Source organism: Cupriavidus sp. GW822-FHT03E04, assembly GCF_058801495.1.
Genome location: NZ_JBXANI010000007.1, coordinates 26,277 through 50,289 on the forward strand (window position 1 = coordinate 26,277; position 24,013 = coordinate 50,289).

23 protein-coding genes are annotated in these 24,013 nt (G+C 67.4%); 8 read left to right on the top strand and 15 right to left on the bottom strand.

Annotated elements, in window-relative coordinates; genetic code table 11:
- A complete protein-coding gene (locus AC1RQC_RS11035) occupies positions 1–1,410 on the bottom strand; it encodes an ABC transporter substrate-binding protein (protein ID WP_492883510.1) in 1,410 nt (469 codons plus the stop codon).
- A 311-nt stretch (positions 1,411–1,721) separates the two neighbouring features.
- On the opposite strand from AC1RQC_RS11035, the gene AC1RQC_RS11040 reads away from it, so the two are divergent.
- Complete coding sequence (locus AC1RQC_RS11040; RefSeq protein WP_441640428.1) at positions 1,722–2,924, top strand: glycine C-acetyltransferase; 1,203 nt, start codon at positions 1,722–1,724, stop codon at positions 2,922–2,924.
- A gap of 57 nt (positions 2,925–2,981) precedes the next feature.
- The gene (gene tdh / locus AC1RQC_RS11045; RefSeq protein ID WP_492374410.1) at positions 2,982–4,037 is read left to right on the top strand and encodes an L-threonine 3-dehydrogenase; all 1,056 of its coding nucleotides are present in this window, start codon (positions 2,982–2,984) and stop codon (positions 4,035–4,037) included.
- 107 nt (positions 4,038–4,144) lie between these two features.
- Here the strand turns inward: tdh and AC1RQC_RS11050 are convergent, their stop codons facing one another.
- Entirely contained in the window at positions 4,145–4,582 is a 438-nt protein-coding gene (locus AC1RQC_RS11050) for a universal stress protein (protein ID WP_492374409.1), read from the bottom strand.
- Between the two features lie 361 nt (positions 4,583–4,943).
- Here AC1RQC_RS11050 and AC1RQC_RS11055 point away from each other — a divergent pair, with 361 nt between their 5' ends.
- On the top strand, positions 4,944–6,023 hold the full coding sequence (locus tag AC1RQC_RS11055) for a Leu/Phe/Val dehydrogenase (protein WP_492883321.1): 1,080 nt from the start codon (positions 4,944–4,946) through the stop codon (positions 6,021–6,023).
- Between the two features lie 117 nt (positions 6,024–6,140).
- Here AC1RQC_RS11055 and yfiB read toward each other — a convergent pair whose 3' ends face one another.
- From yfiB to AC1RQC_RS11075, 4 genes are all read right to left on the bottom strand, one after another.
- A complete protein-coding gene (gene yfiB, locus AC1RQC_RS11060; protein WP_492883512.1) occupies positions 6,141–6,662 on the bottom strand; it encodes an outer membrane lipoprotein YfiB in 522 nt (173 codons plus the stop codon).
- On the bottom strand, positions 6,637–7,962 hold the full coding sequence (dgcN, locus tag AC1RQC_RS11065; protein ID WP_492883323.1) for a diguanylate cyclase DgcN/YfiN: 1,326 nt from the start codon (positions 7,960–7,962) through the stop codon (positions 6,637–6,639). The genes yfiB and dgcN overlap by 26 nt, the downstream gene beginning before the upstream one ends.
- Positions 7,959–8,588, bottom strand: coding sequence for a regulatory sequestration protein YfiR (gene yfiR / locus AC1RQC_RS11070; protein ID WP_492374406.1), 630 nt, complete (start codon positions 8,586–8,588; stop codon positions 7,959–7,961). Before yfiR ends, dgcN begins: the two co-directional genes overlap by 4 nt.
- Before the next feature lie 128 nt (positions 8,589–8,716).
- The gene (locus tag AC1RQC_RS11075; RefSeq protein WP_492374405.1) at positions 8,717–9,673 is read right to left on the bottom strand and encodes an ATP adenylyltransferase family protein; all 957 of its coding nucleotides are present in this window, start codon (positions 9,671–9,673) and stop codon (positions 8,717–8,719) included.
- Between the two features lie 156 nt (positions 9,674–9,829).
- Here AC1RQC_RS11075 and AC1RQC_RS11080 point away from each other — a divergent pair, with 156 nt between their 5' ends.
- A complete protein-coding gene (locus AC1RQC_RS11080; RefSeq protein ID WP_492883325.1) occupies positions 9,830–10,195 on the top strand; it encodes a hypothetical protein in 366 nt (121 codons plus the stop codon).
- A 45-nt stretch (positions 10,196–10,240) separates the two neighbouring features.
- Here the strand turns inward: AC1RQC_RS11080 and AC1RQC_RS11085 are convergent, their stop codons facing one another.
- The gene (locus AC1RQC_RS11085) at positions 10,241–10,702 is read right to left on the bottom strand and encodes an Lrp/AsnC family transcriptional regulator (protein ID WP_492374403.1); all 462 of its coding nucleotides are present in this window, start codon (positions 10,700–10,702) and stop codon (positions 10,241–10,243) included.
- Positions 10,703–10,829: 127 nt separating this feature from the next.
- On the opposite strand from AC1RQC_RS11085, the gene AC1RQC_RS11090 reads away from it, so the two are divergent.
- From AC1RQC_RS11090 to AC1RQC_RS11100, 3 genes are all read left to right on the top strand, one after another.
- Positions 10,830–11,465 (top strand): LysE family translocator, encoded by a 636-nt coding sequence (locus AC1RQC_RS11090; RefSeq protein WP_492374402.1) that lies wholly within the window; start codon positions 10,830–10,832, stop codon positions 11,463–11,465.
- Between the two features lie 272 nt (positions 11,466–11,737).
- Positions 11,738–12,892 carry a patatin-like phospholipase family protein gene (locus AC1RQC_RS11095; RefSeq protein WP_492374401.1) on the top strand — a complete coding sequence of 385 codons (1,155 nt, stop codon included), beginning with the start codon at positions 11,738–11,740 and terminating at the stop codon, positions 12,890–12,892.
- A 191-nt stretch (positions 12,893–13,083) separates the two neighbouring features.
- Positions 13,084–13,884 carry an SDR family oxidoreductase gene (locus AC1RQC_RS11100; RefSeq protein ID WP_183035589.1) on the top strand — a complete coding sequence of 267 codons (801 nt, stop codon included), beginning with the start codon at positions 13,084–13,086 and terminating at the stop codon, positions 13,882–13,884.
- Positions 13,885–13,996: 112 nt separating this feature from the next.
- On the opposite strand, the gene AC1RQC_RS11105 is transcribed toward AC1RQC_RS11100, so the two are convergent.
- Positions 13,997–14,905 (bottom strand): LysR family transcriptional regulator, encoded by a 909-nt coding sequence (locus tag AC1RQC_RS11105; protein WP_492826170.1) that lies wholly within the window; start codon positions 14,903–14,905, stop codon positions 13,997–13,999.
- A gap of 248 nt (positions 14,906–15,153) precedes the next feature.
- Here AC1RQC_RS11105 and AC1RQC_RS11110 point away from each other — a divergent pair, with 248 nt between their 5' ends.
- Entirely contained in the window at positions 15,154–16,710 is a 1,557-nt protein-coding gene (locus tag AC1RQC_RS11110) for an MFS transporter (protein WP_492374399.1), read from the top strand.
- Between the two features lie 19 nt (positions 16,711–16,729).
- Here the strand turns inward: AC1RQC_RS11110 and AC1RQC_RS11115 are convergent, their stop codons facing one another.
- The 7 genes from AC1RQC_RS11115 to AC1RQC_RS11145 all read right to left on the bottom strand — a co-directional run bounded on the left by AC1RQC_RS11115 (position 16,730) and on the right by AC1RQC_RS11145 (position 23,909).
- Positions 16,730–17,734 carry a Bug family tripartite tricarboxylate transporter substrate binding protein gene (locus tag AC1RQC_RS11115; RefSeq protein ID WP_492374398.1) on the bottom strand — a complete coding sequence of 335 codons (1,005 nt, stop codon included), beginning with the start codon at positions 17,732–17,734 and terminating at the stop codon, positions 16,730–16,732.
- Between the two features lie 36 nt (positions 17,735–17,770).
- On the bottom strand, positions 17,771–19,219 hold the full coding sequence (locus AC1RQC_RS11120; protein WP_492374397.1) for an MmgE/PrpD family protein: 1,449 nt from the start codon (positions 19,217–19,219) through the stop codon (positions 17,771–17,773).
- 72 nt (positions 19,220–19,291) lie between these two features.
- Positions 19,292–20,299, bottom strand: coding sequence for a Bug family tripartite tricarboxylate transporter substrate binding protein (locus tag AC1RQC_RS11125; protein WP_492883328.1), 1,008 nt, complete (start codon positions 20,297–20,299; stop codon positions 19,292–19,294).
- A gap of 58 nt (positions 20,300–20,357) precedes the next feature.
- Positions 20,358–20,984, bottom strand: coding sequence for a YbhB/YbcL family Raf kinase inhibitor-like protein (locus AC1RQC_RS11130; RefSeq protein ID WP_492374395.1), 627 nt, complete (start codon positions 20,982–20,984; stop codon positions 20,358–20,360).
- Complete coding sequence (leuD, locus tag AC1RQC_RS11135) at positions 20,981–21,607, bottom strand: 3-isopropylmalate dehydratase small subunit (protein ID WP_492374429.1); 627 nt, start codon at positions 21,605–21,607, stop codon at positions 20,981–20,983. Before leuD ends, AC1RQC_RS11130 begins: the two co-directional genes overlap by 4 nt.
- A gap of 2 nt (positions 21,608–21,609) precedes the next feature.
- Positions 21,610–23,010 carry a 3-isopropylmalate dehydratase large subunit gene (leuC, locus tag AC1RQC_RS11140; protein ID WP_492374394.1) on the bottom strand — a complete coding sequence of 467 codons (1,401 nt, stop codon included), beginning with the start codon at positions 23,008–23,010 and terminating at the stop codon, positions 21,610–21,612.
- A 2-nt stretch (positions 23,011–23,012) separates the two neighbouring features.
- Positions 23,013–23,909, bottom strand: a complete 897-nt coding sequence (locus tag AC1RQC_RS11145) for an isocitrate lyase/PEP mutase family protein (RefSeq protein ID WP_492374393.1) — start codon at positions 23,907–23,909, stop codon at positions 23,013–23,015.
- Between the last annotated feature and the right edge of the window lie 104 nt (positions 23,910–24,013).

The window sequence follows — 24,013 nt, forward strand, 5'->3', positions numbered from 1 at the left end:
TCATACGAGTCCTTTTTCCCGCCACTTGGCGAAGATCCGCTTGCACGTGGCTTGCGCGGCGCGGATGGCATTCTCCGGCGTTTCATCGCCGGTGGCGGCCTTGGCGAACATGGTGTTGAGCACCCAGGTATTGAAGATCTCGTCGATGGCCGCATTGGCATAGCCGGGGTAGCCGACGTTGGTGGCCTGGTTCATCAGGCTGCCCAGCACCTTGTACTTGTCGCGCGGGCGGGCCTTGGGATCATCGGCGATCAGCTTCTGCAGGTCCGGGACCGTGCTCGGGAAGCAGGGGAAGTTGTAGAACTCGCTGCCGAGAAAGGCCTGGTGGAAGTTGTCGATATAGTCCAGCAGGAACTTCTTGGCACCCGCTATGTTCTCGGCGAATTTCCAGATCACGTAGCAGTCCATCACGTGCTCCATGCCGATGCGGCGCACCGGGCCACGCAGGGCCTGGGTCAGCCAGATATCGGGCGTGACTGGAATGTTCTTGTTCTCGCCTTCGCGCGTGATGGAAATAGCGTTCAGGCAAAGCGAGATCTTGCCCGCCAGCATGGCGCGGTTGTTGGAGGACGGATCCCACGCCAGCACCTCCGGCGTCATGGTTTCCTGGTACAGGGCCTTGACGAACTTGACCGCCTCCAGTGTGTTCTTCGAATTCAGCACGACGGTATGGCGCTCATCCTGGACCGAGCCGCCGAATGCGAAGAGGATGGTGCGCATCGCCATCGCGGTATCGAGTTCAGCCGACAAGCCAATGCCCACCGGCACGTTGCGTTTGCGCTTGATCTTGCGGCCCGCGCTCAGCACGTCGTCCCAGCTGTCCGGCGGTGCCATGCCGATCTCGTCCCACAGGTCCCTGCGGAAATTGATCGGGTCCGGCACGAAGCTGTCGGAGAAGCCGAAGTACTTCTTCGTCTTCGGGTTATACGTACTCTTGATCGCCAGTTCGACCGGCTTGCCATGCTTGCGCTGGCATTCCTCGTAAATCTCGCGGTGGTCGATGACCTGCTCCTCGTACACTGGCGCAGGCGACAGGAACATGAACAGGTCGTGCCCCTTCTGGGCGGATACCTCGGCGGCGGCCCGCGTGGCCAGCGCGGGGATCCCCACGTGATCGACGATGACCTCGGTATCGTTGCGCTGGCCCCATTCCTTCACGTAGGTGTTGTCGAACCACTTGTCATAGCCCGGCACGAAGTGGTTCCACTGGAGGATCTTCAAGGTGTGCTTGGCTGCCTGTGCCCGACGTGGCAGCACCAAGGGGCCGAGCCCCGCGGCAAGCGCGGTAGCCGCGGCGGCCTGGATCAGGCGGCGGCGCCGCGCGTTGTGGCGAACAAGGTTGCCGGTGGATCCGTGCCGGCGCGAATAGATGATTCGCTCGATAGGAGCAATCCGTACGTCTTCGTTCATGGCCGCCTCCGCCAGCAAGCCGGTAGCCGGCATGCGCGCCGATCGCGGCGACATGCGCAGCCTCACTTAAGGATAGGAGTTGCCAACCCTAAGGCAAAGAGACAAAGGCTTGATTTCATTGCGTTTTCGATCCGATCCAGGGACCGGCGCGGCAGCTGCCGCATAGCAGCATCGGTCGCGCTGCGCCAGCCACCGCTTGCGCAGCGCAGCACAAAACACGCGCACGGCAAAAGCGGTATTTTCCCGGCTTTCGCCATACCATGGAGGCTGGCGCAAGCCACGCCGCCCAACAACCTAGCCGGGGACCTCCCATGCGCGACCGCTATCTCTCCCACCTTCGCGACACCTTGAGCACCATTCGCGCCGACGGCTTCCATAAATCCGAGCGCGTCATCGCCAGCCCGCAGGCTGCCGATATCCGGCTGGCGGGCGGCGAGCACGTACTGAACTTCTGCGCCAACAACTACCTGGGCCTGGCAGATGACCACCGCCTGATCGAAGCCGCCCGGCGCGGCCTGGAGCAAGACGGTTTCGGCATGGCCTCGGTCCGCTTCATTTGCGGCACCCAGTCCGTGCACAAGACCCTCGAAGCCGTACTCGCCAAGTTCCTCCACACCGGCGACAGCATCCTCTACTCCAGTTGCTTCGACGCCAACGGCGGCCTGTTCGAGACCTTGCTCGACGACCAGGACGCCGTCATCAGCGACGAGCTCAACCACGCCAGCATCATCGACGGCGTGCGCCTGTGCAAGGCCAGGCGCTACCGCTACCGCAACAACGACATGGCCGACCTGGAGACCCGGCTGCAGGAGGCGGATGCCGCCGGCGCGCGCTTCAAGCTGATCGCCACCGACGGCGTGTTCTCGATGGACGGCATCATCGCGGACCTCAAATCCATCTGCGACCTGGCGGACCGCTACGGGGCGCTGGTGATGGTCGACGATTCGCACGCGGTGGGCTTCGTGGGCGAGCACGGGCGTGGCACGCCGGAGCTGTGTGGCGTGGAGGGCCGCGTGGATATCATCACCGGCACGCTGGGCAAGGCGCTGGGCGGCGCCTCCGGTGGCTATGTGGCGGCGCACCGGGAAATCGTGGAGTTGCTGCGGCAGCGCTCGCGGCCTTATCTTTTTTCCAACTCGCTGGCGCCGAGCATCTGCGCCGCCACGCTGAAAGTGCTGGAGCTGCTGGCCAGCGAAGAAGGCGCGGCATTGCGCGCGCGCGTGCGGGAGAACGGCGAGCATTTCCGCCGCGAGATGACGGCGCTGGGCTTTACGCTGGTGCCGGGCCAGCATCCCATCATCCCGGTGATGCTGGGCGATGCCGCGCTGGCATCCGGCATGGCGGATGCGTTGCTGGCGGAGCATGTGTACGTGGTGGGCTTCTCCTTCCCGGTGGTGCCCAAGGGCCGGGCACGGATCCGCACGCAGATGAGCGCAGCGCATACGGCCGAGCAGATCGAGCGGGCCGTGGCCGCGTTTGCCAAGGTAGGCCGCAAGTTCGGCGCCATCGCCTGAGCGACACTAAAGCATCACCCAAGCGCTTCATCCACGCAGCAAGCAGGAGGCTCCCTCATGAAAGCCCTCGCCAAACTCGAACGCGCGCCCGGCCTGACGCTGACCGACGTCCCCGAGCCGGAAGTCGGCCACAACGATGTGATGATCCGCATCCGCCAGACGGCCATCTGCGGCACCGACATCCATATCTGGAAATGGGACGAGTGGGCGCAGAACACCATCCCCGTGCCGATGCAGGTGGGGCACGAGTATGTGGGCGAGATCGTCGCCATCGGGCAGGAAGTGCGCGGGCTGGCCATTGGCGACCGCGTTTCCGGCGAGGGGCATATCACCTGCGGCTTCTGCCGCAACTGCCGCGCCGGGCGCCGCCACCTGTGCCGCAACTCGGTAGGCGTGGGCGTGAACCGCGCCGGCGCCTTTGCCGAGTACCTGGTGATTCCGGCCTTCAACGCGTTCCGCATTCCCGACGATATCCCGGACGAGATCGCCGCCATCTTCGACCCCTTTGGCAACGCGACGCACACCGCGCTGTCTTTCAACCTGGTGGGCGAGGACGTGCTGATCACCGGCGCCGGCCCCATCGGCATCATGGCTGCCGCCATCGCTCGGCACGTAGGCGCGCGCAATGTGGTGATCACCGACGTCAACGAATACCGGCTCGCGCTGGCGCGCAAGATGGGCGCCACGCGCGCCGTCAACGTGCAGCACGAGAACCTGAAAGACGTGGCTGCCGAGTTGCACATGACGGAAGGCTTCGACGTGGGCATGGAAATGTCCGGTGTGCCAACCGCCTTTGCGACCATGCTCGAGCACATGAACCACGGCGGCAAGATTGCCATGCTCGGCATTCCGCCATCGAAGATGGCGATAGACTGGAACCAGGTGATTTTCAAGGGGCTGGAGATCAAGGGCATCTACGGCCGCGAGATGTTCGAGACCTGGTACAAGATGGTTGCCATGCTGCAAAGCGGGCTGGACCTGACGCCGATGATCACGCATCGCTTCAGCGTGAGCGACTTCGAGGCCGGCTTTGCGGCCATGCTGTCGGGCAACAGCGGCAAGGTGGTGCTGGAATGGACGCGCCCGGACAAGGCGGCGACTGCCGCGGGCTAGAAGCGCATGCTGGTAGCGCATGCTGGTAGCCCATGCATGTCTTGCCCGGGCGCCGCCTCGCCGCAGGTGGCTGGCGCCGCACAACGCAAGCCACTTGCGGTGAGCCGCTAGCGATACACCAGCACAGGGATATTGCTATGCGTCAGCACCTTGTTGGTCTCGCTGCCGATCAGCACGCCCTGCAAACCGCGCCGCCCGTGCGAGGCCATCACGATCAGGTCGCACTCCTTTTCCTGCGCGGCCTGGATGATGGCCTCATAGGGGTGGTCATGTATGACGCAAAGGGTCTCGCAAGACACGTCCGCCGCCTCGGCTTCGGCGGCCAGGGTTTTCAGGTAGTCCGCCGAACTGCGGGTGGCTTCCTGCACGAACCGCGTACGGGTGTCGGCCAGCAATTCCACCTGGTAGGTGTAGACATGGAAGTCCGGGATCACCCGGATCACCGTGACCCGGGCTCGCGCCTCGCGGGCGAACACCAGGGCCTTGCTGAAAGCGGCTTCGGACAGGGGTGAGCCGTCGACGGGCAGCAGCAGATGCTGGAACATGGTGCCCTCCTGGCACGCGAAGGGCGCAGGCCACCGCACAGGCGCCCTCTCACGCTTCGCTCGGGTTGAGGATTACCTTGCTCCAAGTATAGATGTGCCGGTACCGCTCATACACCGCACACACCGCGCGCGCCCTTCATCTCCCCGCGATTTGCCGGTAAGATCCAGCACCGGTTCCGCGCCACGACGCGGCACCAAGCGTTTACCCGAGGCCGGGCAGCCACACAATGGCAGTCCGGCCTTATCGAAACGGCAGCCCTCGACGGCTGCCGTTGCAACTGCACTGCCTTGCAACCCAATGCGGTGCACCCGGAAAGCGAAGGTATCCCTTTGCGCTCCCAATCTTCATGGAGAAGACGCTTTGACTGAACGCATCAACGCAGAGGCCGCCGGCCGCCTGTTCGGCACTGGCGAAGGCCCATCCCACGAGCGCGTCACGCTCGCCACCGATCCCGAGTCCGGCCTGCAGGCCATCATCGCCATCTACAGCACCAGCCTTGGCCCCGCGTTTGGCGGCTGCCGCTACTGGGCCTATCCCGCCGAGAGCGACGCCCTGACCGACGCCCTGCGCCTGTCGCAAGGCATGGCCTACAAGAACGCACTGGCCGACCTGCCCTTCGGCGGCGGCAAAGCCGTGATCCTGCGTACCCCGGCACAAACCGATCGCACCAAGCTGTTCCGCGCCTTCGGCCGCATGGTCGAATCGCTGGGTGGCCGCTACATCACCGCCGAAGACGTCGGCACCACGGTGGAAGACATGATCGCCGCCCGCACGCAGACCCGCTACATCAGCGGCATGCCGCGCGAGGGCACCTTCGGTGGCAACCCGTCGCCCAAGACCGCTTATGGCGTGTTCGTCGGCATCGAGGCCGCCGTGCGCTACGTGCTGGACCATAACAGCCTGCAAGGCGTGTCCGTTGCCGTGCAGGGCCTTGGCTCGGTGGGCTGGGACCTGTGCCGCCAGCTGCATGCGGCCGGCGCGCGGCTGATCGTGGCCGATATCCACGGCGCCAAGGCCGAGCAGGCGCGCGAGCAATTCGGCGCGCAGGTGGTTTCCACCACGGCCATCACCAGCGTGGCCGCCGATGTGTTCGCGCCCTGCGCGCTCGGCGCGGTGATCACCCCGGCGGTGGCCGAGGGCTGCCAGTTCAAGATCGTCGCGGGCGGCGCCAATAACCAGCTCGCGTCGCTGGACGAGGGCGACACGCTGCAACGCCGCGGCATCTTCTACGCGCCGGATTTCCTGATCAACGCGGGCGGCATCATCAGTTGTGCCCGCGAGTATCTCGGCGGCGCGGAGGAAGCCGCGGTGCTGGCCGAAGTGGCGCATATCCGCGAGCGCGTGTTCGCACTGGCCCAGCGCGTGGAGAAGAGCGGGATTGCGCCCGCGCGCGAGGCAGTCAACTGGGCGCAGGAGAAGCTGGCGCAGGGCGTCCGCTAGCCTTGGCGGTGTTGAGGGTCCGCGCTGGCAACGGTGCGGACCCGGCCGGGAGCCGGGATCGCGCCGTCATCCTGGAGCCCGTGCTTGAGCTTGCCGCTTTGTGGAGGTCACCGGCAACTACTCGATCGTGATCACGATGGCCACGCGCCGGTTCTCCGAGCGCCCGGCAGCGGTGCGGTTGTCCGCCACCGGCTTGCTCTTGCCCAGTCCGCGCACCTGGATGTTCTCGGGCTGGAATCCCGACGTGGCGAGCACCTTCGCCACCGCCTCCGCGCGCCGGACCGATAGCTGCTGGTTATAGTCAGCCGAGCCGGAATCGTCAGTGTGCCCGTCCAGCCGCACCAGATCGATGCCCGCGCCTGACAGCGCCAGGCCGATACGCTGCACGGCCTCTTGCCGGTCTGTGCTGATCACATCCTCGTTCAGGCCGAAAAGCACCTTCTCGGACAAGCCGAGCTCCCAGCCGTTCTCGGTGAGCGTGAACCCCTGCGACTGCAACGCCTGGACTTGCGCAGGGGCGAGCTTGGAAGCGGGCGCCGTCTGGCAGGCGGCCAGGGCAACGGTGATGGCCACCGCGGCGGCAGCCAGGCCCCGGCTGCCAGTGATTCGCAAGTTAGATAGCACGATCCATGTCCCCATCATTTTTCTCGTTGTCCTGGCGCTCGGGCCCGAAGGCGAATTCGGGCCGCCCCAGCCGCGGCTGCGCGCTCTCCCAACCACCTCCCGACCTGCGCTTGGCCTCGTACATGGCCTCGTCCGCGGTCTGCATCAAGGTGGCGGCGGTCTGCGCATGAAGCGGAAACACGGACAACCCGATGCTAAGCGACGCTTCGATCCTGGTGCCGCTCGACAGTTGCACAGGGTCCTTCATGCGAAGCAGGATATGCTCCGCGACCTGGATGAGATCGGCAGGCTTGCGCAGCGAGGTGAGCAGTACTGCGAATTCATCGCCGCCGAGCCTGGCCACCAGGTCGCCCTCGCGCACGCAGGAGCGGATGCGCCGGGCAATGTCGGACAACACCTCGTCCCCGGCGGCATGGCCAAAGTTGTCGTTGATCTTCTTGAACGCGTCGCTGTCCAGGTAGAGCACGCCGGCGTAAGCCTTGGAGGTGCCGGCAAAGCGCACGGCCCGATGCAGCGCATCCTCGAACGCCGCCCGATTGAGCAGGCCGGTCAGGCTGTCGTGGCTGGCGCGGTGCGCCAGCGACCTGTTCTCGTGCTGGAGCTGGCTCTGCCAGGTCTCCAGTTCGTCGAGCAGGCCGTTGAAATCCTCCCCGAGCGCGTTGAGCTCGGCAATATGCGCCGGCGGCGTGCGCTGGTCGAAAGCGCGCTCCGAGCGCACGGCATGGGCCACGCGCATGAGGTTGCGCACCGGCTCGATGATATGGACCAGCATGCGGCTCGACATGTAGTGCGCGCTGACCGCGGTAAGCAGCAGGCAAGCCAGCAGCCCCAGCAGCCCGCTGAGCACAAAGCGCAAGAGGTTGCCGGTGTAGGCGGTCAGGCGGACGGTGCCCACCGCCTGCGTTTCATGCAGGATCTCCTGCTCCACCGGGCCCAGCGCCATCACGCGGCTGGCCAGGCGCTGCAGGCCGGGAAACCGCTCGTCGGCCGGGCGCTGCCACTCGGCCAGCAGGCGGTTGTCCTTGTCATAGACGCGGGCCTGGGCCACCTCCGTCGCGGCGATTGCCACCAGCGCCTCGTTGGCGGCCGCCTGGTCGCGGAACACCACCGGCGCTTCCAGCGTGTACGCCACGGAGCGGGCAACCAGGCGCAGGTTGTGGTCGGCATAGACGCGCAGCGCGGCCAGCCCGAGCGCGGTCAGCGAGATGCCCGCCGTGCACACGGCGATCAACGCCACGCTGAGATGAATACGGCGCAGCGCGTTGTACAGCGTCGGACGCGATCTCGTCGCGTCGGGCCGCAATGGCAGCTTCATGGCGATGGCCCCCGGCGGCGGCCAAGCTGCAATACGGCCGGATGGATATGGATGCCGCTGCGGGCAACGGCATCCAGGTTGACGCGGAACGAGACGTGGCCATCGACCACGTTGAGGCAGAACATGCTGCCGATCTCGCACTCGTAGTCTTCTTCCGTGATGACAAGGACCGGGCGCCCGATCAGCTCCGTCGACAGCTTCTTGCGCCGGGCATCCGTCATGGGCCCGAGGTAGACGGAATCGCAGCCCGCGGTGGACACGCCATCCTGCAGGTCGATGCGCCTGGATTGCACGGAGCGGCCGGTTGCCAGGACGCCGCCCTCCGCAAGCTTGGCGCCGTAGCGGGCCGAGCCGTCCACGCACAGGCGCAGGACTTCCCGCTCGGTTGGCCAGCGCGCATAGCCAAGCAGGCTGAACACCACCCGCGCCACCGCCTCGGAACGCGGGGGGGCCGTGTCTGCAGCGGTGTGCTGCGACTGCGCGCAGAGGATGGCGGCAAGGAGGGCCGGCAGCAAGCGCGGCAGGCGCGAATGCTTGCGGCCGCGGCTCGGACTGGCTGGGGCGGTAGCCGTTTGAAGAGGCAAGTGGTGAGGCCTACCAAGTAACGCATTTGGGGAACGCCGCATCGCGCAGCGAGCGATGTGGCCTGACCTGGCTAGCACGATCAAGCAGGGATTCCGGCCCGGCGCGAGCGCCACTGGAATCCTTGCTAGCCCAAACCCTTTAACGGCGCGCCCGCTTTTATATTTACCCCTTATTTCTGGCCCGGCGCCGCCGGTGACGCCGAAGCCAGGCCCGCGACTTGCCGCAGCATCGCCATGGGGCCGAGCCGCTCGATGGTGCGCATCTGTGCCTCGTTCCGCACAAAGAACGATCCTGCAAACCCGAGCGTATTGACCGAGATGCCCTCGACGGACTCCGCCGACCTTGGCACGATCAGCATCCCAAGCGGCGTGACGAGCAGGTTGTATGGCGCCAACGGCTGCGGTTCTCCATCCACATCGATCACCCGCACGCCAGCCGCTGCCAGCAGCGCGCGATAGCGCGCAAGTGCGGTGCGCGCCAGATCCGGCCCGCGGGCCGCCGGCAAAGCCAGCGGCGCGAACGCATGCGAAAACGCCAACCCCGGCACGATGCCGACGGCGCCATCGATGCGCGCGGCCGCAAGCAGCGGCGCGATGGGCAACGCCGGGCCTTCGCTGGCAAGCGGCAGCGGCACCAGTTGCAGGTGCTTGTGGCGCTGGCTTGCGCCGGCCGCCGCACCCCCGTTATAGAAGCCAAGGCCATCGAACTCGGCCATGCAGGCAAGCAGCGCCTCGAAATCCGCCAGGTTGAGCAGCGCGTCCTGCGGCTCGAAGCGGCGGGTAACGATCAGCAGGTGATGGTCCAGGACGTTGAACTTGTTCAGCAGCGCAAGATGGGTCTCGGAGATGTCGGCGACAAACAGGTCCGGGTCGTAGGGAAGGAACGGGTCGGTGCCCGCCTGGTTGCCGGGAACGGCGTTGTCCTTCTGCCGCGCCTGGCTCTGGTCCCTGTCGCGGTCCTTGCGCGCAAGGCTGGAAACCTGGCGCACCAGGAAACGCACGCCGCCATCGTCGATGCCCGCCTGGAAGGTCTCGATAGGACGCAGCGCGCCACATCGCAGGGCGTGCTCCGTCTGGCGCAGGATGGCCGGCCACAGCGTGCCGGGCTGGAGAGATCGATGTGGCATGGTCTGGCCCAAGGGGTGAGTGACTAAAGCCGGGGGACTGATCGATCTTATCCCTCGGAGGCAGGGCAGGCAGGAAGTGACACTCCCTTTATTACAATGCGTGGAAGCCACCTGGGGAAACAGAGGAAACCACAGGGGCCACCACAGAGGACACCAATGAGCAACGCGGAACAACGGCACGCACCGGGCAAGCGCTGGTCCCTCCCCGCTCGCATTTACCTGCTGGGCGCCGTGATCCTCGCTGCAGGCTGGATCGCAGGCGTCCTGATCTATCTGTGCGCCGCGAGCGACGAGGCCGGCGACCTGGCCTACGGCCCCGGGTGGAAGCGGCAATATGATTTCCAGCTCGAACGTATCGGCGGCAAGGCTGCTGTACTGGCGGCCGAGTTCTCGCAGTGGTTTTCGGATCTGTGGCACGGCAAGCAACTGGCCTTCACCGTGGCGATCCTGTGCACGGCCATCGCGTTTTTATGCTTCTTTGTGGCGCGTGAGCTGTCCTTGGTCGCGAACCGCGACGACTGAAGCCGGATGCGGCGCCAAGCCTTGCAACGCCATCACGTCGTCACGTCATAGCAACGGCAAGCCGGCATTGCGCTTGACCTCGCCCAGCGACAGCATGGATTCCACCGCCGTCACGCCGGGCAATGTGCGCAGTACATCGCGCATGAAGATGCCGTAATCCTCCAGGTCGCGCGCGACCACCAGGAGCAGGTAATCGGCGCTGCCCGACACGTTATGGCACGAGACGATGCGCGGGATGGCCTGGATCTCCCGCTCGAAGCGGTCGGAGAGCTCACGGCTGTGCACGCCAAAGCGGACCTGCGTGAACGCCATCAGGCCAAGCCCCAGGGCCTGGCGGGACAGCACCGCACGATAGGCCTCGATATAGCCGTCGGCCTCCAGCCGCTTGAGCCGGCGCGCGCACGGTGTCTCGCTCAGCCCCACGGATTCCGCCACGCTGGCGTTGGTGGCGCGTCCGTCCGCCTGCAGCGCCATCAGGATGGCGCGATCGATTTTGTCGAGATCCAAAAGCAAGCCCTCAATAAACCAGAAAAAATTAGCGGATTCCCCCAAATTATATGGGTTTAACCCATAAAATCGCCAGAATTCCCTCATACCCCTGGGTCATGATGTTGCCCTCGTCACCGCATGCATCATGGTCTCCCTACATTTGCTCGTTACCTTCATCGGCGCCCTGGCCGTGGTCTATGCCTTACCCGGGCCTGACATGGCACTGGTGCTGCAAACCAGCACCGGCCGGGGCGTGCGCCATGGCCTGGCCACCGTCGCCGGACTTGCCATGGCACGCGCCGCGCATGTCACGCTCTCGGCATGCGGCGTGGCCGCGCTGCTGCGCGCGGCGCCCTGGCTTTACCAGGGCATCCGCGTCGCGGGCGGCCTATACCTGGCCTATGTGGCCGTCCAGATCTTCCGCAGCCCGGCCTTCGGGATGCACGCCGGCACCGGCGCGGCAGCACCGCCGGTGCGGCTGCGCGCCTCCGTTGCCAAGGGCGCGCTCAGCAGCATCCTGAATCCCAAGGCCCTGCTCTTTTGTTCCGTGCTGTTGCCACAGTTCGTGGATCCGCATGGCGCGCCGGTGTGGTCGCAAGTGCTTGAGCTCGGCGTGGTGCTGGTGCTGACCGGCGTGGCCTTCGACCTGGCGTGCGTGTTCGGCGCGCTGCGCCTGACCGGCTGGCTACGCCGGAGCCCGCGCGCGCAGACGGTCCAGCGCTGGTCCTTCTCGGCCGCGCTGCTGGCCTTTGCCGCGCGGATCTCCTTCGAGCAAAGCTAAGCACAGGACGACAGCATCTCCACGCGTGTGACGCCTTTTGCCCACCGGCAACACGGCTCTGGCAAGAACAGCGCGAGGTGCTAGCCTTACTAGGCGGCCAGGCACCTTGAGTCTGCTTGAAGGGCCGCCGATGCACACCAAGCGGCAAGGGGGCCATGGACAAGCCCGTCATCATTGCGGTCGACGACGATCCCGTCCAGGTCCGGCGGCCGCTCATGCCGCGAACACCGGCAAACGCGGCCGCCCCCTGACAACCCGGGAGCCGGAACACCATGGATAGCAAGACGCAACCCGCCGCAGCCCCGACCGACGCGCCTGGCGCGGCCAGTCGGCCCATCGATCAGCAAGTGGTCTTCGTCCTGCAGGGCGGGGGCGCGCTGGGCGCCTTCCAGGCCGGGGTCTACCAGGCGCTGCACGAGGCAGGGGTCGAGCCCGACTGGGCCATCGGCACCTCCATCGGCGCCATCAACGGCTCGATCGTGGCAGGCAACCGGCCTGCGGATCGCTTGCCGCGCCTGCGGCAGTTCTGGGAGCAGGTGGGCCGCCACGGGCCGCTAGAACTAGCCCGCCTGCTCTCGGGCGGCGACGGCACGATGTCGAACCTTGCAACCCTCACCCAGGGCATCCCTGGCTTCTTCACGCCAAACCCGGCGGCCTGGTTCGGCACGCGCGTGCCGCTCGGGGTGGAGCGGGCCGGCTTCTATTCGGTCTCGCCACTGCGCGACACCCTGCTCTCGCTAGTGGATTTCGCTTACCTCAGCGAGAAGCACACGCGGCTCACCGTCGGCATGGTCAATGTCCGCAGCGGCAGGATGTGCTACTACACCAACCGGGACACCGCGCTGAGCGTGGAGCATCTGCTGGCATCCGCGGCGCTGCCGCCGGGCTTCCCGGCGATCCGGATCGACGGCGAAGCGTTTTGGGACGGCGGCATCTGCTCCAACACGCCGATCGAAGCCGTGCTCGACGACCACCCTCGCCGCAGCTCGGTGATCTTCGCCGTGCAGCTGTGGCCCCTGCAAGGCCCGGAGCCCGACACCATCTGGCAAGCCATGGGACGGCAGCGGGATATCCAGTACTCAAGCCGCGCCGAAACCCAGCTGGAGCACCAGAGGCAATTGCACCGGCTGCGGCATGTGATCCGCGAACTGGCCAAGCACATTCCCCAGGCGGAGCGCAGCACGCCCGCGGTCGAGGCGTTGCTGGGCTGGGGCTGCCATACCACCATGCACGTGGTCGAACTCAATGCGCCGTCGTTCGACGGCGAAGACCTGACCAAGGATATCGACTTCAGCGCCGCCGGCATCGACGCGCGCTGGAACGCTGGCTATGTCCACGGCAAGCAAGCCATCGCAGCCGCGCCCTGGCGCGGCGTGCTCGACCCGATCGAGGGCATCGCGGTGCATGTGGCGCTGACACCGGCGTAGGTGCGTTGACGCCGCGCTGGCACGACGTCCCGGGATTGAGCGCTCGCCAGCAAGGCTGGCGCGGGCGCGCTAAGATGGCACCCCTGTTGTCTCACCGGCCTGACAGCCGCCCCGCCACGCACGCGGACCCGCCGTTGATTGATTGATCAATCGACGCCCGCGCGCTCCCTGACCAGCCAGGACACATCACCATGGATCTCGAACTTCGCAATCAACGCGTGCTCATCACCGGCGGCAGCCGCGGCATTGGCCTGGCCTGCGCGGCCGGCTTCCTGCGCGAGGGTGCGCGCGTAGCCATCGTTTCGCGCAGCGCCGAGAACCTGGCCAAGGCCTGCGCCAGCCTGGCCGAAGGCGAAGGCGAATACGCCAAGGACGTGGTCGCGGTGTCCGCCGACCTGACCGATATCGCCGCGGCCGCGCGCGCGGTAGAGGAGGCAGTGGCCGCGCTTGGTGCCATCGACATCCTGGTGACCTCCGCCGGTGCCGCCAAGCGCCGCCCGCCGGACGAGCTGACCCCGCAGCTGTGGCAGGACGCCATGGCCGCCAAGTACTTCAGCTACATCAACGTGATCGACCCCGTGGTCAAGCGCATGGCGCAGCAGGGGCGCGGCGCCATCGTCAATATCGTGGGCATGGGCGGCAAGCTGGCCAACCCCGCCCACCTGGCGGGCGGCGCGGCCAACGCGGCGCTGATGCTGGCCAGCGCCGGCCTGGCCAATGCCTACGGCAAGCAGGGTGTGCGTGTGAACGCCGTCAACCCGTCGGCCACGCATACCGAACGCCTGCAGCAAGGCATGGAAGTGGATGCGCGCATCGGCGGCACGACCGTGGAGCAGGCATTGGCACGCGCCAACGCGCGCACTGGCCTGGGCCGCCTGGCCACGCCGGAGGAGGTAGCGGACGCCGTGCTGTTCCTCGCCTCGCCCCGCGCCAGCTATATCTCGGGCGCCATCCTGTCGGTCGATGGCGCCACCACGCCCATGGTGGTCTGACGCCGCTGAACGCTACCGTACAGACGCGCCCCGCCACGTGTGCGATTGTCAAGCTACAGTCTGCACAAGGAGCGTGTCATGAACAGCATCGTCTGGTTGGTAGGCGCGGTGGTCATTGTCCTGTTTGTACTCGGCTTTTTCGGCCTGAGGTAACCGCGGGCCGCGACACCAGTTCGATATAGCGTCGAATGGTCGCGGCCTTCTCGTACTGGCGCGACATCAGCGACAGATACGACGTCACCTCCAGGCCCGCGATATCCCGGTAGACAAGGCTGGGCAGGCTGATGTGGCCGGCCACGGCGTTCGGGACAATCGCCACGCCTTCGCCCAGCGACACCAGCGCCAGCACGGCCACCAGCCCGCCCGGCTGCGGGCCCAGCCTGGGCACGAAGCCACCCTGCTCGGCGGTGGACAGCGTGCCCGAAACCTGTTCGGGAAGAATGAATGTCTCCGCCTTGAGATGCGCGGGCTGGATCTCGGCCAGGCCGCACAGCCATGAATCGCTGTGCAGCGCGAGGATAAAGCCTTCGGGCGCCAGCGGCAGCGCGTCCACGCCCTCGGGCAGGTTCATCGGGGAGCGGATATAGGCGATGTCGACCTGCCCATCCCTGACCTGCTCGGGCAGCGTGCCCATGGGCGCCTCGCGCACCAGCAGCTGCACATCGGGGCAGGCCTTGCGGAATGCCGCGACTTGCCGCTGGAGCACGCCCGAGTAGGCCGCCGAGGCGACATAACCCACATGGATCTTGCCCGTCTCGCCACGCGCCTCGCGCTGCGCGCGCAGTTGTGCGGCCTCGAACTGCGCCACCACGGCTTGCGCTTCCGCCAGCAGCACCTCGCCGGCCGGTGTCAACGCCACCGAGCGCTGGTTGCGCTCGAACAGGCGAATGCCAAGGCTGGCTTCCATCTCCTGGATCTGGCGGGTGAGCGTCGGCGTGGAAATGCCGAGCCGCGCAGCGGCCCGGGTGAAGTGCAAGTCCTGGGCTACCGCGATGAAGTAGCGAAAGTGGCGCAGTTCCATCGGTTTGCTGTTTTCCTTCGGAGTACTTTCTGATTGTTAGCTAACAGGCAACAAAATAGCACGGCCGGCGCAACAACGCACGGCCCTGCCCGCCGTATCCTAGCCCGCACCCCATCAAGGAATGCGACAGGAAGCGACGACATGCGGCACAAGACAAAGCGGCACCCACGGCCCGCCGGGCACGGCACATCCGGATTTATTTCATTTCAGGCAATATCGCCGGCAGGGCAGTTTGAGCAGGAGCCGGCATGAGCGGCATGAACTCGCGCGCCGCGCTGCTGACCGCCTCGGGCGCCTGCGCGCTGATCGTCCTGGACACCAACATCGTGGCTGTCACGCTGCCGCGCATCGCGAGCGACCTGCATGCCACGTTCTCCGATATCGAGTGGGTGGTCAGCGCCTACATGCTGACCTTTGCCGGCGGCCTGCTGCCCGCGGGCAGCCTGGCCGACAAGTTCGGCCGCAAGCGCATGCTGCTGACCGGCCTGGCGGTCTTCATGCTGGCCTCGCTAGGCTGCGGCCTGGCGGGGAGCAGCCTGGCGCTGAACCTGGCGCGCGCCGTCAAGGGCGTGGGCGCGGCCATGCTGCTGACCTCCGCGCTGGCGACCATCGCGCACGCCTTTCACGATGAGCGCGAGCGCGCCCGGGCGTGGGCGTTCTGGGGCGCGTGCATGGGTGTGGCCATGCTGGTAGCCCCCGGCCTTGGCGGCCTCATCAGCCAGGCGCTGGGATGGCGCTGGGTGTTCCTGCTGAACCTGCCGGTCGGCATCGTGCTGGGCGCCATGGTGCTGCGGCATATCGCGGAGTCGCGCGACACGAGAGCGGCGCGCATCGACCTGTGGGGCGGGCTATGCTTTTGCGGCAGCCTGTGCCTGATGATCTGGGCCCTGATCGAGGCCAACCGCATTGGCTGGGGCGATACGCACACCCAGATGCGGCTGGCCGGCGGGGCCGTGCTCTTCGCGCTGTTTATCGGCGTGGAGCGCATCCAGCGCCGGCCCATGGTGGATCTCACGCTGTTGCGCAATCCGCGCCTGATCGGCGCATTGCTCGGCATGGCCGCCTATGCCGCCTGCGCCCAAGTGATGATGACCTTGATCCCGCTATATCTGCAAACGGGCCTGGGGTTCTCGGCGATCGCCTCAGGTGCCGCCATGCTGCCGTTTGCGCTGACCATGCTGATCTTTCCGCGCATCGGCGTGCAGCTGTCGGGACGGCTGGACGCGCCGTCGATGCTGGTGTTCGGGCTCGTGCTGGTCGGCCTCGGCAACCTGCTGAGCGCGTGGGCGGCCGTCACCATGTCCTACCTGCCTTTCGCGCTGGCCATTGCCGTCACCGGCAGCGGCGCGGGCCTGCTCAACGGCGATACGCAGAAGAACATCATGGCCTGCATTCCGCACGAGCGCTCCGGCATGGCGTCCGGCATCAGCACCACCACGCGGTTCAGCGCGATCGTGCTGTCCTTCGGCTTGCTCGGGGGCCTGCTCGCCTACCGTACCCAAGCCACATTCGACACGGCGCTGCATGCGCATGAGGAAAGCTCGGGGATAGTGCCCGGCCTGGCCGCACACATCATCCCGCGCGTGGTTGCCGGCGACCTGCACGGCGCGATGGCCGATGTGCAAGCCCCGCTGCGCAGCGTGCTGGAACCGCTTGCGCGCACCGCCTTCGCGGATGGCTTCGCCTGGATTCTTTGCGTGGCCGCCGGGGTTGCACTGCTCAGCGCCGTCCTGGTGCGCCTGCTGATGAAGGACGAATCGCCGGCGCACCAGGCGGTGCGTGTGGAAGTGCCGGCGCGCCGCTAAAGCGCGCCGTGCCAACCACTCAATCGATCGTCATGTGCGCGTCGTGCACGATCTTGCCAAGGCGCTGCTTCTCGTCCTGCACAAAACGCGTGAACTCCATCCGCGTGCCCGACACGGGGCGGTAGCCATAGGTCTCGAACTGCGCGCGCAGGCCGGCATCGCTCTGGAACGCGGCCTGCGTGGCTTGCGCGATGCGGTCCAGGATCGGCGCCGGCGTGCCATTGGGCGCATAGATGCCGCCCCAGTGCTCCATGCGGATGCCTGCAAAGCCTTGCTCCGCCGTGGTGGGCACGTCCGGCAACGCCTGCGCGCGCTTGTCGTCGGTCACCGCCAGCGCGCGCAGCTTGCCGCCGCGCAGGAAGCCGAGCACGCCAACCGGGGCTTCGGACGCCAGGTCGATCTGCCCGCCAATAACCGCGTTAAGCGTTTCCGAGCCGCTCTTGTAGTGCACCAGTGTCACTGGCACGCCGAGCGCGGTCTCCACCATCTCCGCCACGAAATGCCCGGTGCTGCCGGCGCCGGCGGTGCCGAACGTGATGCCACCCTTGGCCTTGCCGTAGGCCTGCAGCGCCTTCAGGTCCTTGATGTCCTTGATGTCCTTGCGCGAGGCACCGGCGCCCACCACCATCACCGACGGCGCCGCATTGGTGCTGACCACAGGAACGAGGTCGCCGTCGGCGTAGGGCATCTTCGCGCGCAACAACGCGTTGGCGACCGCGCCATTGCCGGCGATCAGCAGCGTATAGCCATCGGGCGGGCTCTTGGCGACAAACTCCGCGCCGATGATGCCGCCGGCGCCCGGCTTGTTGTCCACAATCACGGTCTGGCCCAGCTGCCGGCCAAGCGCCTGCGCGATCAGCCGCGTCGTGATGTCGCCCGGGCCGCCGGCCGAGAATGGCAGCACCAGGCGGATCGGCTTGTCCGGCCAGTGCGCCTGCGCAACGGCCGAAAGGCTGGATAGGGCCAGCATCGCGCATGCTGCCATCCGGGCCAGCACGGCACGCCGGGGGATTCGTTGGGTCATGTCTCACTCCTGGTGTTCTTTGTTGACGGCAGGCACTCAGTCGAACGCGCAGCCCACCGGCGGCGCAAGCAGGGCGAGCAAGTCGCGCACATCGTCGAGCTGCTCAAGATCCCGCACCATGCGCTCGATGGCTTGCTGCCGCTGCGGCGCAATCAACCCGTCCGTCAGGGCCCTGTACTTCGCGGCCACTTCGTCGCTCGATTGCGGCGCTTCGATGGCGCGCGATGCCGTACGATTGACCTCGATGCGCTGAGCGTCGGTGAAGGTCACGGCCAGACGCACGCGCCCGCGTGCCCGTTGCCCGCCTGCGTCGAAGGCGGGATCGTGGCGCACGGCGATACGCGGCAGCAGCGCCCAGACATCGTCGGCATCGATGCGCGCCGGCGTGAACTGCGGCACCAGCGCCGCGCCGTCCAGCACCGCTACCGCAAGCGCGTAGCCGATGTTCATCTGCGCGCCGATTGGCGTCAGCGGCCGCTGCGGCACCCACCAGCCATGGTGATAGACGGCATGCGACACATCCACCTCGATAGCGGCGATCTCCCGCGCCTTGAGCGCGCGCTGCGCGCCCACGTCGAACAGCGCATCGAGCGGCGCGTGGATGCCACCCATGGCCGCGTACGGCTTGATGACGATGCGCTCGACTTCCCAACGCTCGCCCAGGCCATCGGTGATCTGCGCGGCGTCCGGCGCATGCCCTTCGCCGAACGTCGAGAGAAAGCCGCCGTACTCGCGCTCGAACACGCGCTTGATGCCGGTGTAGCCGCCCGCCGCCAGCACCGCCGCGTAGAGCCCATTGCGCGCGGCGAAGCCGTGGTGCATGCGCTTGCACATGGCCTCGTACTGCGCCGCCATCAACCCGGCCGACTGCGTGCCGGCCAACCCCAGCGCATCCTCAAAACGCGCGGCGTCGAGCCCCAGCAGCTTGCCCACCGCGGCGGCGGCTGCATGCGTGCCGAACACCGATCCGGAATGCCAGCCGCGCGACAACATCTGCGCGCCGTGCAGGGCCATGCCCACGCGCGGGCCCACCTCATAGCCGGCCATGGCCGCCTCCAGGAAGCGCCGCCCGCACACGCGGCTCTCGCCTTCGGATGCGGCCCACAGCGCGGGCAGCACGAGCGAGGCGCTGTGCAGCGGCCCGAGCGGATGGTAGTCGTCAAGCTCAAACCCCTGGATAAAGGTGCCATTGAGCAGCGCGGCGCCCGGCGCGCTGGTGCGCGCCCCCCAGCCGACGATGGTGCGGTCCCCCTGCCCCTCCATCTGGCGGACGATGTTGGCGGCGGTGCGCGACCACGGCAATTGCGCGCCGACGATGGCACAGCCGATGCCGTCCAGCGTGAGCGCCTTGGCGCGCTCGCGCGCGGTGGCGCTGGCTTGCTCCAGCCGGAAGGCGGCCAGCCATTGGGCGAGCCTGCCGGTGGGCCCGTCGGGATCGGTTGGCGGCATGGGTGCGGCGTTCTGATTCTGATCCTGGTTTTGCATGGTGTGTCTGTCTATGTGGCGTTACGTGAGGCTACGTGGAGACTGGCGCAGTCGGCTGGCAGTCAGGTCCCCCTACTCGAATGGATACTGCTTGACCAGCACCCCCAGGCGCTCGCTTTCCTGGCGTACCTGCGCGGCAAACTCGGCAGGCGGATTCACCACCAGCTCGGCGCCCGCGGCGGCGACGGTCCGTTGCACCTCCGGATCCTTCACGGCCTCGCGCAGCGCGGCGACAATGCCCTGCGTGATCGCCGCCGGGGTGTCCTTGGGCGCGAACAGGCCATACCAGGTGACCGACTGGAACTGCGGGTAACCGGCCTCGGCCGTGGTAGGCACATCAGGCAGCGCGGCGGCGCGCTTGTGCCCCTGCGTGGCAAGGATCTTCAGCGTGCCCGCCTTGTAGTGCGGCAGCGCGGCAGTGATGCCGGTGAACGCCAGGTTGACGTTGTTGGCGATCAGGTCCGTGACGATGGCGCCAGTGCCACGGTAGTTGACGACAATGAGGTTAGGCAAGCCCGCCTCCGCCGCCAGTTGCTTGCCGGAGATGCGCGCTAGACTTTCGCCGGTGCCAAGCGAACAGGTCTTGGCTACGGTCTTGCAGTACTGCACGAGTTCCGCGAACGTCTTCACGGGCAGCTTGGCGCTGGCTACCACTGCGGCGGGCGACTGCGAAATCGCCGTGATGGGGTCGAGCCGCGCCAACGGGTCGACACCCTTGAACCCGGGCGTGTACCTGGTGGCCACGATTGCCGGCACCTGCAGCAGCAGGGTATAACCATCGGGCTTCGCCTCCATCACGCGCCGCGTGCCAATCAGGCCGTCGGCGCCCGGCAGGTTCTCCACCACCACCGGCTGGCCCCAGAGCACGCCAAGCGGCTTGGACACCGCGCGCGCGGTGGCGTCCGTACCACCGCCGGCGCTATAGGGGACCACCAGTGTGACCGGACGATCCGGGCGCCATGCGCCGGGGCTGGCAGTAGGGCTGGCGGCGGCTAGCGTGCCGGCCGACAGCAGTGTCGCGCCGATGGCGAGCGGGCCGACGGCTCGGCGCCTGGTTTGTCGTTGGATCAGGGATGGCATGTTGTCTCCGTATTTTTTAGTGGTAACCCGTGGTGTTTCCGGCTAGCCGTGCGAGCACTCAAGCCGGCGCGACGCTCGCTGGAGTCAGCGGCCGGCCACGCCAGTCGCGCTGGAACACGCCATCGAGCCGGCCCCGCGCGATGGCATGCGCGCGCAGCCACGCCATCAGCGCTTCGCGCGCAAGACCGGCTGGCGGCTCGGCGGCAAGCGCGAACAGCTGGAACACGTAGCGATGTGGCCCGTGTCCCGGCAGGGGCCGGGGGCCGTCGTAAGCTGCATGGCCCAGCCCGTTGACGGCCAGCGTCACGCCGCCCGGCAGCGGCGCGCGCGACAGCGCGCCTTCGGCCAGCGCGCCGACCGAGGCCGGGCCCCAGGCAAGCGCGTGCACGATGGCGGAAGCCAGCGGCACATCCGGATCCTCGACCATCAACAGCCAGTGCGTGGCCGTTGCCGGCAATCCCGTCCAGGCCAGCGCAGGCGAGCAGTTGGCGCCCACGCTCGCACCCGCGTGGCGCACGGGCATCGCGCCGTGATCGGCAAACGACGCGCTGTGCAGCGCCAGCGTGTGGGGCAATGCGCCCAGCACGGCGTCGCTGCAAGCCAGGCTGCCATCGCCCGCGTGGCGTCCGCGCAGCAGCAGGCCGGCTGCGCGCAGCAACAGTGGATGCTGCAACCGGGCGTTCATGCCACGTCTTGCCGGCGCACCGTCCAGGCCCAGGGCCGGCGGGTGCGATCGGCTTGCTGCCAGGCACGGATCAGCGCGTCGTCCTTGAGCGTAAGGCCGATATCGTCCAGCCCGTGCAGCAGGGCTTCACGACGCAGCCGGTCGACGGGAAACGCGACGATCGCGCCATCGGGCGCGGTCAGCGTGGCGCTCGCCAGGTCCACCCGCACCGGCGCGCCGCTTGCGCATTGCGCGGCCAGCGCTTGCACCGTTTCGGCGGTGAGCTGGATCGGCAGCACGCCATTCTGGAAGCAGTTGTTGTAAAAGATATCGCCATAGCTCGGCGCGATCACGCAGCGCACGCCCAGGCCCATCAGCGCCCACACCGCGCCCTCGCGCGAGGATCCGCAGCCAAAGTTGGCGCCGGCCAGCAGTACCGGCGCGCCGCGAAACGCCGGCTGGTTGAACACGCAGCCCGGGTCCTCGCTGCCATCGGCGCGGTAGCGCAGCGCTTCCAGCGCGTAGGGGCCGAGTTGCTCGCGCGGCAACGCGGTGAGCCGCTCGATGCGGATGATCACGTCGGTGTCGATGTTGGCGCGCAACAGCGGCACGGCAGCGCCCGTTACGACCGTAAAGGGTTGCATGGTCATGTGAGTTTCCGTACGTCGGCAATGCAGCCTGTGACCGCAGCGGCGGCGGCCATCGCGGGGCTGGCAAGATGCGTGCGGGCGCCTGGCCCCTGACGCCCGACAAAATTGCGGTTGGAGGTGGAGACCGAGCGCTGCCCGGGCGGCACCTGCTCGCCGTTGGCGGCCACGCACATGCTGCAGCCGGGCTCGCGCCAGGCAAAGCCCGCATCCTCGAACACGGCGCGCAGCCCCTCGGCCTCGGCCGCGCGCTTGACGTTCTCCGAGCCCGGCACCACCCAGGCGGTCACGCCCGGGGCCACACGCCGCCCGCGCGCCACGGCGGCCGCTGCGCGCAGGTCGGACAGGCGCGAGTTCGCGCAGGAGCCGATAAAGACCCAGTCCACCGGCGTACCGGCGATGGGGGCATTGGGTGCCAGGCCCATGTAATCCAGCGCGGCGCCAATGGCGGCACTGGCCGCCTGGTCGCTGGCGGCGGCCGGATCGGGGATATGCCCGTCGATCGCCATCGCGTGCTCGGGGCTGGTGCCCCACGTGATGGTGGGCGCCACGGCGGCGGCGTCGATCACCTCTTCGCGATCGAACGCGGCGCCGGCATCGGTGGCGAGCGTGCGCCAGTACTCGGCCGCGACGTCGAACTGCGCGCCGGTGGGCGCATACGGGCGGCCGCGCAGCCATTCGATGGTGCGCGCATCGGGCGCCACCATGCCAAAGCGCGCGCCCAGTTCCACGCTCAGGTTGCACAGCGTCAGGCGCCCTTCCACTTCCAGCGCTTCGATGGCCGTGCCGGCAAACTCGATGGCATAGCCGCCGCCAGCCGCCGCGCCGAGCCGGCCGATGATATGCAGCGCCAGATCCTTCGCGGTGATGCCCTCGGCCAGCACGCCGTCGCATCGGATGCGCATGCGCCGCGGCTTTTGCTGGCGCAGCGTCTGCGTGGCAAGCGCGTGCGTGCTCTCGGACGAGCCCACGCCGAAGGCCATCGCGCCCAGGCCGCCATTGGTACAGGTATGGCTGTCGCCGCAGATGACCGTCAGGCCGGGCAACACGATGCCAAGCTCTGGGCCCATCACGTGGACGATGCCCTGCCCCGGCTGGCCAAGGTCGAACATCGTCACACCCGCCGCGGCCGAGCGCTCGCGCAGCGCAGACCACAGGCGCCCGCCCGGCACATGGGTATTGCCATCGCGCCCGGGCTGGCTGGAGACGGCGTGGTCCGGCGTGGAGAACACCAGCGCCGGATCATGTAGCGGCAAGCCGCGTGCCGCCACCTCGGCCAGCGCCGGCGGGCCGGAAAGATCGTGCAGCAAGTGACGGTCGATGTGCAGCAGCGCCCAGCCATCGCCGAGTTCGCGCACCACATGCGCGTCCCAGAGCTTGTCAAAGAGAGTGCGCGCCATCGTCAAGCCTTTGCGCTTGCCGGCGCGTCGGGGTTGGTGGCGCGCTCGCCGGCATTGAAGCGCTGGCGCAGGCTATCCCATTCATCAGCGCCGAAGCGCCGGAAGGTCTGCCCCACGCTGGCCGACACGCCTGGCGCGGTAAAGGTGGCCTTGAGCTCGGCCAGCGCTTCGTCGCCCGCCTGGATCGCGGCCTTGAGCATCAGGCCCGGCAGGATGGCCAGCTTATAGCCCATGGCCTCGGCCTCGCGCAGGTCGAAGATCGGCGTGCGGCCGCCGGGCACCACGTTCAGCAGGCAAGGGCCGCGCACCAGCCGCGGCACTGCCGCGACTTCCTCGATGGTCTGCGTGGCTTCCACGAAGGCCAGGTCCGCGCCAGCTTCCAGTGCGGCGTTGGCGCGCCAGATAGCCTCTTCCAGCCCGAGCATGGCGCGCGCATCGGTGCGCGCGATGATGACGAAATCCGGCATGCGGCGCGCCTGCACCGCCGCGCGGATCTTGGAGACGAACTCCACGCGCGAAACCACCTCCTTGCCATCCAGATGGCCGCAACGCTTGGGCGCAACCTGGTCCTCGATATGGATCGCCGCCACGCCACGGGCCTCGTACTCGCGCACGGTGCGGGTGACGTTGAGCTGATTGCCGTAGCCGGTGTCGGCGTCGGCAATCAGCGGGATCGACACGGAGCGCGCCATCACCGCGGCGTTTTCAACCATCTCACTCATCGTCAGCAGGCCGAAATCGGGGAAGCCGCGCGCCGCCGACGTGCCGGCGCCAGTCATGTAGCAAGCGGAGAAGCCGGCCTGCTCGATCAGGCGCGCGCCGATGGCGTCGTAAGCGCCGGGCGCGATGATCATGCCGGGCACCTGCAGGCGCTGGCGAAGGATAGCTGCGAGGGTCATGGACGGGTCCTGTGTGCTTGCGGTGGGTGACGGAATGCGTACGGAGTGAGCATCAGCGCGGAGGGGAACGGGTTGTCTACCGTCACCCTGTGTTTATGTGTTTA